This window comes from Pseudonocardia kunmingensis, assembly GCF_006716445.1.
Lineage (GTDB): Bacteria > Actinomycetota > Actinomycetes > Mycobacteriales > Pseudonocardiaceae > Pseudonocardia > Pseudonocardia kunmingensis.
On the sequence record NZ_VFPA01000002.1, the window covers coordinates 694,202 to 705,184 of the forward strand.

The window sequence follows — 10,983 nt, forward strand, 5'->3', positions numbered from 1 at the left end:
GAACGCGCCCGTGCATGATCACGGAGCTCAGAAGGCGGGTTGCTGCGGGCGGAGCTTGACGTACCCGCCGGCGTCGATGCGGAACTGCATGCCGGTGACGAAGCGGGACTCGTCGGACACCAGGAACAGCACGGCATTGGCGATGTCATGCGGCTCGACGTACGGCACTCCCATGGCGCTCATCGCGGGGAACGCGCCCAGGGCGTCCTCTCGGGTCGGGTTCTCCAGGTCGGGCCGGAACTGCCGATACATGACGTCGCTGTTGAGCATGTCAGTGTTGCAGTTCGTGGGGTGCACGGCGTTCGCGCGGATCCGTCTCGGTGCGAGCGCGATCGCGAGGTCGTTGACGAACGCCGCGACAGTGCGCTTGGCGAAGGAGTAGCCCAGTCCGCCGGAGCCGTGTGCGGGATTGTCGGTGGACCCGCTGATCAGAGCGGCCAGCGAGCCGGTCGCGATCACCGAGCCACCGTCGGCCAGGTGGGGCAGCGCTGCGTCGACGGCGTTCACCACGCCGTTGAAGTCGACGGTGACGGCGTCGAGGAATGCCTGGGCCTCCTGACTGCCGAGCGGGCAGATGCCGGCCTGCGCGACGACGGCGTCGAGGCGGCCGAGCTCGGACACGCCATCCGCGACCGCCGCCTTGAGCGCGGCGGGATCGCGCACGTCCGCGGTGCGGGCGACGATGCGCCGGTCGAGTTTCTCGACCTGCCGGACGGTCTCGTCGAGGTCTTCCTGCGTGGCGAGGGGGTAGGCGTTGGTGGAGATGTCGGCGCAGATGTCCACGGCGATGATGTCTGCGCCCTCCTCGGCCAGCCGGAGGGCGTGGGAGCGGCCCTGCCCCCGCGCCGCGCCGGTGATGAAGACGACCTTCTCCTGCACCCGGCCCATCCGGGACTCCTTCCGTAGGTCAGCCACTGGCCACGCCCCAGGCGATGGTCTTGGTCTGGAGGAACTCGTCGAGCCCGTGCTCGCCCCACTCGCGGCCGAGCCCGCTCTGCTTGTAGCCGCCGAACGCCGCGTGCGGGCTGAGACCACCGCCGCCCCCGTTGACGGTGACCGTGCCGGCGCGGATCTGCTGGGCGATGCCGTAGGCGCGGACCGGGTCCCTCGCCCACACCGCAGCGGCAAGCCCGTAGGGGCTGTCGTTCGCCAGCCGCACGGCGTGCTCGTCGTCGTCGAAGGGGATGACCACACCCACGGGCCCGAAGAACTCGGTGCGGGCGATCGTCATGGCGTTGTCGACGCCGGTGAACAGGGTCGGCTCGACGAAGAACCCCTTGTCGAGCCCGGCGGGGCGACCGCCGCCGAACACGATCCGCGCGCCTTCCTCCTCGCCGGTCCTGATGAGCTTCTCCACTTTGTCCCGCTGCGCCTGGCTGATGAGCGGCCCCATCAGCGTGCCCGGCTCGGCGGGGTCGCCGACCGTGATGCGGGCCAGCGCGGCGGTCGCCTTCTCCACGAGCTCGTCGTGCCGCGAGCGGTGCACCAGGGTGCGGGTGAGCAGCGAGCAGCCCTGCCCCGCGTGCACGATGATGCCCCGCAGGACGTCGGCGACGGCGAGGTCGAGGTCCGCGTCGTCACAGACGATGTTGGCGGACTTGCCCCCCAGCTCCAGCACGACCTTCTTCAGCGTGGGTGCGGCCTGGCCGTAGACCATCCGCCCGACGGCGTCCGAGCCGGTGAAGCTGACCATGTCCACCATCGGGTTCGTGGTCAGCTCCTGCCCGGCGTCGATATCGCCCGTGACGACGTTGAGCACGCCCGGCGGGAGCCCGGCCTCGTCGGCCATGTCGGCGAGCAGGAAGGACTCCAGCGGCGTCGTCGGGGCCGGCTTGAGCACGACGGTGCACCCGGCGGCCAGCGCGGGCGCGAGCTTCATGACGCTGAGGAAGAACGGGAAGTTGTACGCCGAGACGAGCCCGACGACGCCGAAGGGCTCGCGGCGCAGCACACCTTGCCCGATGCCGGCGCCGACGAACGGCATGATCGGGCGCTCCCAGGCGAACGACGGCATCACCCGCTCGGCCATGTCCCGGAAATGCCGCACCGGGATGCCCACCTGGATGGACTCCGCCAGCGGACGGGTCGAGCCCGCCTCGGTGATGTTCAGCTCGACGATCTCGGGCGACCGGCGTTCCATCACCGCTGCAAGGCGCAGCATCACCTCGGCACGTTCGCGTGGCGCCATGCGCGGCCACGGCCCGTCGTCGAAGGCCCGCCGCGCGGCCTCGATCGCACGCACCACGTCGCCGCGGGTGGCTTGCGGTACCTGCCCGATGACCTGTTCGGTCGCCGGGTTCAGGACCTCGATGCGTCGGTCGCCGTCGCTGTCGGTCCAGCCGCCGTCGATGTAGAGCCGGTAGGTCAGGTCGTCGGTCACGGCGTCCTCCTCGGGGTCAGACGGCCCATCGCAGCTTCAGCGACTCCAGGCCCCACACGCCGCCACCGCGCTCGGCGGGCTGCTCCACGACCTCGTAGTCGGGGATCAGCCGGTGCCACTCCTCGAGCAGCACGACGAGCTCCTGGCGGGCCAGGTGGGAGCCGAGGCAGCGGTGCGGGCCGCCGCCGAAACCGAGGTGCCGGGTGACCGTTCGGTCCAGGTCGACGTGGCGGGCGTCGGCATAGACGGACTCGTCGCGCCCCGCCGCGGAGAGCGGGAACGCCGCCATGTCCCCCGCCTTGACGGGGCAGCCGTGGAAGTCCGCGTCGCGGGTGGCCTTCCGGGCCGTCTGCACGATGGGGTACGCCCGCATCAGTTCCTCGACGGCGTGCGGGATCAGCCCGGGCTCGGCCACGATCCGCTTGCGGTCCTCGCGATGCGTCGCGAGGTGGTACAGGGCGTAGGACGACTGGCTCGCCACCGTGTCCAGGCCCGCCATGAACAGCAGGAGCAGGCAGTTGAGCACGTCGCCGTCGCTGACCGGCCGGCCGTCGATCTCCCAGGACACCGCGGCGCTGACGACATCGCGCGCGTCCGGGTCCGGGTTGGCCCGCCGCTGCGCGACGAGCCCGGCGAAATAGGTCTGCACGGCCTGCATGCCGGCCATCCGGATCGCGCCGTCGGGGTCGCTCTCGCTGTCCTGGTGCAGGATCATGTGCTCCCACGACAGGAAGTCGTCGAGCTTGCTCCTGGGCATCCCCATGACCTGCAGGAAGATCGTGGACGGGAAGATCCGCGCGAACTCGCGGACGAAGTCGCCCCGGCCCCTCGGGTGCATGTCCTCGATCAGCTCGGCGGCCAGCCGGTGTTGATCGTCCTTCATCGCCTTCGTCCGGCCCGGCGAGAAGTAGCTGCCGAGCAGGTGCCGCCACTGCGTGTGCTCCGGCGGATCGAGCATGATCGGGATCCACTTGTACTGCGGGTTCGGCTCGATCGGCACGATCACCGCGCTGGACCACAGGTCGGGCTGCTGCAGCCCGTCGAGGATCGTCTCCTGATCGGTGAAGACCCAGTAGCCGCCCGCCTCCTCGGTCCGGACGGCAGGCCGGGACAGGTCCTGATAGCCGTCCATGCGATCGAACAGCGTCCCGACGGGGACGGGCGGCGGGCTCATGACGTGGCCCACAACGGGACAGGTCGGGACGGCTGGTTCGGTGCCGGTCATGACCACTCCTCGTCGAGTGACGGTGTGAGCTGGCTCTCAGGAGCTTAGGGTGGAAGGGCCGATTTAGGTAGCCCCTATTACAGCGAGGCGTCTGAGCTGTGTCGTCTCAGCTGCGGCGGTGTGCGAATAGTTCGCGCGGTGCCTTCCTCCGTCGACGAATAACGGATACCGTTAAGCTGAGGGACGTCCAACGGAGGGCGCGGGGATGCGTTCGCGGATCAACGGTGACGAGGGTGCGGCTTCCGCCCCGTCCACCAGGATCGGCTTCATCGGCGCCGGCCGGATCGGCGAGCCGATGGTGGAGCGGCTGCTGGCTGTCGGACACCCCGTCGTCCTGTACGCGCGGCGGGCCGAGGTGCGGCAGCGGCTCGCCGCTGCGGGCGCCGCGGTCGTCGATGATCCGCGGGACGTCGCTGTGGCCGAGGTCGTGGTCAGCTGCTTGTACAGCGATGCCCAGGTGCTCGAGGTGCTGCCCGCGGTCGTTCGCGCGATGGACACCGGCACCGTGCTCGTGTCGCACACGACCGGCACCCCGTCGACGCTGGCCCGACTGGCGGAAGCGAATGTCGCTGGTCGGGCCGCGATCGTCGACGCCCCGTTCAGCGGCACGGCAGAGGCGATCACGCAGGGCCGCCTCACGGTGTACCTCGGCGGCGACACCGCACACGTCGAGTCGGCGCGGCGGGTCGTCAGCGCGTACGCCGAACCTGTCATCGCCACGGGAGCGCGAGGTTCGGCGCTGCGGGTGAAGCTGCTCAACAACCTGCTGTTCGCCGCGATCAGCCAGGTCACGCTTCGCGGGCTGGAGGCGGGCCGCGCCATGGGCGTCGCGGAGCAGACGCTGCTCGACGCCCTCGCCGTCAGCAGCGGCGGCAGCAACGCGGCACGCTACATCGCCGGCCGCGGCGGATCCGGGAGCTACATCGCCGGTGTCACGCCGTTCCTGCGCAAGGACGTGGCGGCGTGCCGGGACGTGGCGGCCGAGCTGGGACTGGACCTGTCGGCATTGCTGGATGCGGCAGGCGATGGACCGATGGACGTCGCCTGCACACCTGTCGAGAAGGGAGTGCGTCGATGAGGATCACGGTCGACGGTGGGAAGTGCGCCGGGCACGCGCAATGCCATGCGGTCGCCCCGGACGTGTTCGAACTCGATGAGGTCGGCTACGCCGTGCCGTTCGCCGGCGAGGCCCCGCCCGGGCTCGAGGAACAGGCCGGCCGGGGCGCCGACGCGTGCCCCGAGGGCGCGATCACGATCGAGAACTGAGGGACCGCGGGTGGTGGATCTGCTCAGCCTCACCGGGCGCGTCGCGCTGGTGACCGGGGGAGGGCGTCACATCGGACGCGGCGTCGCGTGCACCCTGGCTGCTGCGGGAGCCGCCGTGGTCGTGAACGACGTGGTCGGCGAGCGCGCCGAGCAGGTTGCGGCGGAGATCACCGCGGCCGGCGGCACGGCGATCGGCCTGGCCTGCGACGTCACCGATCCCGCGGCGGTCACCGCGCTCGTCGAGCGGGCTCAGCGCGCGCTCGGACCGGTGGACGTCCTGGTGAACAACGCGGGCAACGCCGGGGCGGAGCGGGGCTACGCAGCGGACCCGCCGCCGTTCTGGGAGACCGGACCGGACGAGTGGCGGTCGTGGTTCGACGTCAACCTGTTCGGCGTGATGAACGCGAGTCGTGCCGTGCTCCCCGCGATGGTGGAGCGGCGATCGGGGCGCGTCATCACGATCGTCTCCGACGCGGGGCGGGTCGGCGAGCCGTTCCTCGTGCCGTACTCGGCGGCCAAGGCGGGCGCGGCCGGGTTCGTACGTGCGCTGGCGAAGGCCGTCGGCCGCTACGACATCACGGTGAACGCGGTGTCGCTCGGCACCGTGCGCGACGCGGCGCCGGACGACGAGGCGATCGCTCGGCAACTGCGCCGCTACGTCATCCGCCGCTTCGGCACGCCCGACGACGTCGCGGCGATGGTGCTGTTCCTCGCCTCCGGAGCGGCCTCCTGGATCACCGGTCAGACGATGCCGGTGAACGGCGGCTACTCGATGGCGCTCTGAGTTGCTGATCACGATCGCACCCGACGGCTTGGAGGCCACCGGATGGGCGAGGATGCCCCAGAGCGCTACGACGTGATCCTTCGTGGTGGCCGCGTCGTCGACCCCGCGAACGACATCGACGGGTTGCGCGACGTCGGAATCAGCGGCGACCGGGTCGTCGCCGTCGAACCGACCCTGGACGGGCAACGGACCACGACGGTTGCTCGACTGCCGGGGCGCGATCGTCTGCCCCGGCCTCGTCGACCTGCACACGCACGTGGTCAGCTCGGGGCCATGTTCAACGCGATCGGGGCGATCGTGTCCGGCATGGCGAACCACGTGCTGGTCTTCCGCACGGTGTACGAGGGCCAGGCACGCAGGATTCGTCCCTTCGCCAACGCCATGGCACGCTCCGAGGACCGGGTCGACGGAGTGCACTCCTGGTTCGCGCCGTACTGGTCGCGCGCGGCAGCCACGCAGCAGGCCCTCTACTCCGTCCGGTACAAGCACGAGTCGAAGGCGACCGACGAGCAGGTGGCGCAGATCGCGTTTGAACGGGCGCCGGAACGCGATGCGCAACCCCAACGCGATCTTCCGGACCCCCTTGACGATGGAGGACTACCTGGCAGCGCGGTGGATCTCCACGCCGCTGCGGCTGTTCGACTGCGACGTTCCCTGCGACGGCGCGACCGCGGTGGTGCTCTCGCGCCGCGAGCGCGCTGCCGACCTGCGCAACCCGCCGATCCGCATCGAGGCCGTCGGTTCGGCGCTGCGGGACCGCAACTCGTGGGCACAGCTGGAGAATCTCGCCACGCAGGCCACGCCGTCCCCGGCGGCGATGCTGTGGAACCGCACCGACCTGACCCCGTCCGATGTGGACGTGGCCGAGCTGTACGACGGCTTCAGCTTCCACACCTTGACGTGGCTGGAGTCCTTCGGCTTCTGCGAGCGCTACGAGGCGCCCGCCTTCGTGGAGGGCGGCTCGCGCATCGCGTTGGACGGCGAGCTGCCGATCAACACGAGCGGTGGGCAGCTGTCGGCAGGCCGGCTGCACGGCTACGGCCAGGTCCACGAGGCCTGCGTGCAACTGTGGGGTCGGGGTGGGGAGCGTCAGGTGGCGGGCGACCCGCAGGTGGCGGTGACGTCCACGGCCGGTGGGCCGCTGGCAGGTTGCGTCCTGCTGGCCCGTGAATGACCTATGCACATTACGGATACTGTTTCTGGTTTCACATGGCGGCATGCCGCATGACTGTCGGTGGACTGCGCCGTAATGACTGACTTCTCTGTCTTTAGAGGCTACTCTTGCGTAGCCCTACGACGAGGTGTGGTGTGCGGAACCGGAGGCTGGGATGACGGGCGAGGCGATGACGCTGATCTCCGAGATCGAGCGGGGTGCCTCCGCGCACAGCGCCGTCCCGGTCGTCTTCGCGAGCACGGAGCGCCCGGCCTCGACCACCTTGGGCGAGCTGGTGGGCGACGCCGAGCGGGTGGCGGGCGCACTGCAGGGCCTGGGGATCGGTCCGGGCGATGTCGTCGCGGTCCAGATGCCCAACGTGTACGAGGGTGCGGTCGCCCAGACGGCCGTCGCGCTCTGTGGCGCCGTGCTGCTGCCCATCGTGCAGATCTACGGGCCGCGGGAGCTCGGCTTCATCCTCCGCCAGTCCGGGGCGCGCGCGATCGTCGTGCCGGGGGTGTGGCGCGGCCGCGACCATGCCGCGGTGGTCGCGGGTCTCGGTGATCTGCCCGGCCTGCGGGCCGTGATCGTCGCCGACGAGCAGGTGCCCGACGGCGCGGTGGCGTTCTCCGACCTCACCGGGCGGCTGGCCAAGCCGTACTCCCGCCCCGAGGTCAGGCCGGCCGACCGGGCGATGCTCGTCTACACCTCGGGCACCACGGCGGACCCGAAGGGAGTGCAGCATTCGCACGCCTCGCTCCTCGCGGAGGTCCACTCGCCGCTGATGCTGCGCGACGGCGTGGGGGAGGCCAAGCACCTGGCGGTGTTCCCGTCCGGACACGTGGCCGGGCTGCTCGGGCTGCTGCGCATCCTGGTCCACGGCAACGAGACCGTCGTGCTCGACGTCTGGCACCCTGCCCGAGCTGCTGCGTTGGTCGACGAGCACCAGGTGACGTCCGGTGTCGGCGCGCCCGTCCACCTGGCCGGCCTGCTCGACGAGCGCGACCGCGGTGCGGTGACCCTGGAGTCGTTGCGCGAGTTCATGGTCGGCGCCGCAGGCGTGCCGCCCTCCCTCGTGCAGCGTGCCGACCGCGCGGGCATTGCCGCGTACCGCTGCTACGGCTCCAGCGAGCACCCGACGATCAGCTCGGGGGCGACGTCGGATCCGCTGCACAAGCGCGCCACCACCGACGGCCGCGTGATCGGTGGGAGCGAGGTGCGCCTCGTCGACGACGACGGCGTGGACGTCGCGTCGGGTGCCGAGGGCGAGATCGTCACCCGCGGCGGCGAGCTCTTCCTCGGGTACACGGACCCGGCGCTCGACGAGGGCTCGTTCCTTCCGGAGGGCTGGTTCCGCACCGGGGACATCGGCCGGTTCGACGACGAGGGCTACCTCACGATCACCGACCGGAAGAAGGACATCATCGTCAGGGGCGGGGAGAACATCTCCTCCAAGGAGGTGGAGGACGTGCTCGCCCAGCACCCCGCCGTGGCCGAGGCCATCGCGGTGGGCAAGCCGGACGACCGCTACGGCGAGCGGGTCTGCGCGGTCGTGGTGCTGCACGATCCGGCCGGATCACTGGACCTGGACGAGGTTGCCCGGCACTTCGCGGAGGCGGGCGTCGCGCGGCAGAAGACGCCCGAGCACCTCGTCGTCCTCGACGAGCTTCCGCGCACCGCCGCGGGGAAGGTGCAGAAGTACGTGCTCCGCGAGCGCGTCCGGGGCTGAGGCGAGTCCACCGCCGGCGCGGGCGAGCGCTGACGGGCACGATCTCGTCATCCCCGAACCGCGGTTCCCGGCGTCGTCGACCCGGCCAGCACCTGCAGGTACCGCGCCGTCCTGTTCCGCGCGAGGCTCGAATCCCCGACGACCACGGCATCGACGATCCGAGCGAGCGCGTCGTGCGCGGGTTCGGCGGTCCGGAAGGACGAGAGCCGGCCGAACGCGGCGGTGAACAGCGCGAGCAGCCGATTGCCCGCCAACCCGGCCAGTGTCACGAGGACGCCCGCCTCGGCCCGGCCACCGTCGGGGGCTGCGGTGAGCGACGCGAGCAGCGGCTCGGGGTCCGCACCCGGGAACCGAGCGGCTGCGAGCTCGACCACGCGGAGCTCCACAGCGGCGCGCACCTCGAGCAGGTCGGCCGGGGTGACCGCCAGCCACTCGAGGTAGAGCGCGAGTGCCTGGACCACCCGGACGGGGTCGGGCCTCGCGACGACCAGGCCGCCGCCCGGCCCCTGGCGCATCTGGGCCACGCCGTTGTGCTCCAGGATGCGTACGGCCTCCCGGAACATGGCGCGCCCGACCTGCAACCGATCGCGCAACGCGGCCTCGTTCCCGACGACGTGGCCGGGCGCGTGCCCCTCGCGTCGGATGGCGCCGGCCACGGTCAAGGCGATCCGCTCCGCGGATGTGGCGCCTGATGCGGGCGCCGCGGCTGGGACCTCGGAGCTCGCCGTGGCGCGCTTCAGCCACGTTCGCTCGCCCTCGAGGTGCCGACGCATGCGACGAGCAGCCGTCGCCTCGTCGCCGGACACGACGGACTCGGCGATGGCGCGCAGCGCGTGTCCGCGTGCCGACTTCGCGGACGGGCCGAGCCGGAAATCCGGCCGTGGGCCGCCGGCCAGTGCGCCGGTGACGCGAGTGAGTGTCGGCACGAGGATGGCGAGCATCGGGTTGCGGCTGACCTCGGCGATCACGAGGCTCGGCGGCATACCGATCGGGTCGGTGGCTGCGACGGTGCGCAACCGCTCGATGTCGTCCTCGACGATCCGCCGGGCGGCGAGCCGCGCGGCGAGCACCTCGAGCGTGATGCGCGCGTCGTAGAGCTCGTCGACGGAGACGCCGATGAGATGCAGATAGGTTGCGACGGACCCGGCGACCACGGCGGCGGCCGGGGCGTGGACGACGAGACCGCCCGAGCGACCGCGGCGCATCGCGACGACCTGCTTGTAGGTGAGGATGCCGAGCGCCTCGCGCAGGATCGCACGGGACACGCCGTAGCGAACCACGAGCTCGGCCTCCGAGCCGAGCCCCTCGCCCACCGGCCAGCCGCGGCGCACGATGTCGTCCTCGATCCGGCGCGCCACCCGCTCCGCGAGCTTCTGCTTGACCCCCGAGAGCGCCGGAACCGGCTTCATCTTCTCGACCTGCCCTTCCTGCCGCAGACGAGCCCGGGAGAACAGTGCACCCTTGGCAGGCTGCACGTTAACATGGTACTAATTTGTGAATCGAGGAGTTGATGTCGAGAGATGGGTCCGCTCCCGAGTGTCGGCTCAGTCGGCACGCCAGTCCGTACGTCGGCCGCAAGATCGCGATAACACTGCAGGTCACACCGCTCAATGCTGAGCGCCGGGAGGTCTGACCGTGATCGTATTCGATGAGGACGCGCCGAACGGCGCGGAGGCCAGCCAGTCCGTGGTCTCGAATACAGAGGCCGGAATTGCGTCGATCACGTTGAACCGCCCGCACCGGCTGAACGCCTTCACGGCGGAGATGCGGGAGCGGTACCTGGCGGCGCTGGCCGCAGCGGACCGCGATCCGGCGGTCCGGGCGATCGTGGTCACCGGCGCGGGCCGGGCGTTCAGCGCCGGTGCCGATCTCGCGGCGCTCGATGGTCTCGACGCCGCGACCCTGCGGCAGCGGGAGGCCGAGCAGGAGTTCGCGTTCGACATGGCGATGCGGCTACGCACGCCGCTCGTCGCCGCCGTGAACGGACCGGCGGCCGGGATCGGGATGGCCCACGCCCTGTTCGCCGACGTCCGCCTCGCCTCCGACACAGCCACCTTCACCACGGCGTTCGCGCGGCTCGGCCTGACGGCCGAAGGTGGCATCGCCTGGCTGCTGGCGCGGCAGGTCGGCACCGGCTCGGCGCTGGACCTGCTGTACTCCTCCCGGACCGTGGACAGTGCAGAAGCCCTGCGGATCGGCCTGGTGCAGCGGGTTGTACCGGCCGCTGACCTGGGCGACGTCGCCCGGGCCTACGCCGCCGACCTCGTCGCCGGCACCTCGGCCTGGTCCCTGGCACAGATGCGCGAGCAGGTGTACAGCTCCTGGTCGCAGACCTGGGACGACGCCTACGCCACCTCTCGTGAGCTCGTCTTCGAGAGCCTCGACCGCCCGGAGTTCGCCGACCGTCTCGCGAGACGGCGCGCTCCGGGCTGAGCGGAGCTCACGA

The 10,983-nt window shown here is 71.1% G+C and carries 10 protein-coding genes; 6 read left to right on the forward strand and 4 right to left on the reverse strand.

Features of this window, described 5'->3' with window-relative positions; genetic code table 11:
• Window positions 1-27: 27 nt before the first annotated feature.
• Genes FB558_RS19130 through FB558_RS19140 form a run of 3 tightly spaced genes read right to left on the reverse strand, consistent with a single transcriptional unit; the run spans window position 28 to window position 3,605 of the window.
• Window positions 28-888, reverse strand: a complete 861-nt coding sequence (locus FB558_RS19130) for a mycofactocin-coupled SDR family oxidoreductase (protein ID WP_142055373.1) — start codon at window positions 886-888, stop codon at window positions 28-30.
• 19 nt (window positions 889-907) lie between these two features.
• Complete coding sequence (locus FB558_RS19135; protein WP_142055375.1) at window positions 908-2,380, reverse strand: aldehyde dehydrogenase family protein; 1,473 nt, start codon at window positions 2,378-2,380, stop codon at window positions 908-910.
• Between the two features lie 16 nt (window positions 2,381-2,396).
• Window positions 2,397-3,605, reverse strand: a complete 1,209-nt coding sequence (locus FB558_RS19140) for a cytochrome P450 (RefSeq protein ID WP_142055377.1) — start codon at window positions 3,603-3,605, stop codon at window positions 2,397-2,399.
• Between the two features lie 205 nt (window positions 3,606-3,810).
• On the opposite strand from FB558_RS19140, the gene FB558_RS19145 reads away from it, so the two are divergent.
• The 5 genes from FB558_RS19145 to FB558_RS19165 all read left to right on the forward strand — a co-directional run bounded on the left by FB558_RS19145 (window position 3,811) and on the right by FB558_RS19165 (window position 8,537).
• Complete coding sequence (locus FB558_RS19145) at window positions 3,811-4,683, forward strand: NAD(P)-dependent oxidoreductase (RefSeq protein WP_142055379.1); 873 nt, start codon at window positions 3,811-3,813, stop codon at window positions 4,681-4,683.
• A complete protein-coding gene (locus tag FB558_RS19150; protein WP_142055381.1) occupies window positions 4,680-4,871 on the forward strand; it encodes a ferredoxin in 192 nt (63 codons plus the stop codon). The genes FB558_RS19145 and FB558_RS19150 overlap by 4 nt, the downstream gene beginning before the upstream one ends.
• 10 nt (window positions 4,872-4,881) lie before the next feature.
• Window positions 4,882-5,655: an SDR family NAD(P)-dependent oxidoreductase gene (locus tag FB558_RS19155; RefSeq protein ID WP_142055383.1), complete on the forward strand. Its 774-nt coding sequence runs from the start codon at window positions 4,882-4,884 to the stop codon at window positions 5,653-5,655.
• A 550-nt stretch (window positions 5,656-6,205) separates the two neighbouring features.
• Complete coding sequence (locus FB558_RS19160) at window positions 6,206-6,829, forward strand: thiolase family protein (protein WP_142055385.1); 624 nt, start codon at window positions 6,206-6,208, stop codon at window positions 6,827-6,829.
• A 154-nt stretch (window positions 6,830-6,983) separates the two neighbouring features.
• The gene (locus FB558_RS19165; protein ID WP_211366678.1) at window positions 6,984-8,537 is read left to right on the forward strand and encodes an AMP-binding protein; all 1,554 of its coding nucleotides are present in this window, start codon (window positions 6,984-6,986) and stop codon (window positions 8,535-8,537) included.
• Window positions 8,538-8,584: 47 nt separating this feature from the next.
• On the opposite strand, the gene FB558_RS19170 is transcribed toward FB558_RS19165, so the two are convergent.
• Window positions 8,585-10,012, reverse strand: coding sequence for a FadR/GntR family transcriptional regulator (locus FB558_RS19170; RefSeq protein ID WP_142055387.1), 1,428 nt, complete (start codon window positions 10,010-10,012; stop codon window positions 8,585-8,587).
• A gap of 160 nt (window positions 10,013-10,172) precedes the next feature.
• Here FB558_RS19170 and FB558_RS19175 point away from each other — a divergent pair, with 160 nt between their 5' ends.
• Complete coding sequence (locus FB558_RS19175) at window positions 10,173-10,970, forward strand: enoyl-CoA hydratase-related protein (RefSeq protein WP_170231406.1); 798 nt, start codon at window positions 10,173-10,175, stop codon at window positions 10,968-10,970.
• Window positions 10,971-10,983: the final 13 nt, after the last annotated feature.

What these genes read in the sequence shown, in the direction of transcription:
- FB558_RS19130 (WP_142055373.1), bottom strand. Translation starts at nt 888, where the DNA reads ATGGGCCGGGTGCAGGAGAAGGTCGTCTTCATCACCGGCGCGGCGCGG.
- FB558_RS19140 (WP_142055377.1), bottom strand. Translation starts at nt 3,605, where the DNA reads ATGACCGGCACCGAACCAGCCGTCCCGACCTGTCCCGTTGTGGGCCAC.
- FB558_RS19145 (WP_142055379.1), top strand. Translation starts at nt 3,811, where the DNA reads ATGCGTTCGCGGATCAACGGTGACGAGGGTGCGGCTTCCGCCCCGTCC.
- FB558_RS19150 (WP_142055381.1), top strand. Translation starts at nt 4,680, where the DNA reads ATGAGGATCACGGTCGACGGTGGGAAGTGCGCCGGGCACGCGCAATGC.
- FB558_RS19160 (WP_142055385.1), top strand. Translation starts at nt 6,206, where the DNA reads ATGCGCAACCCCAACGCGATCTTCCGGACCCCCTTGACGATGGAGGAC.
- FB558_RS19165 (WP_211366678.1), top strand. Translation starts at nt 6,984, where the DNA reads ATGACGGGCGAGGCGATGACGCTGATCTCCGAGATCGAGCGGGGTGCC.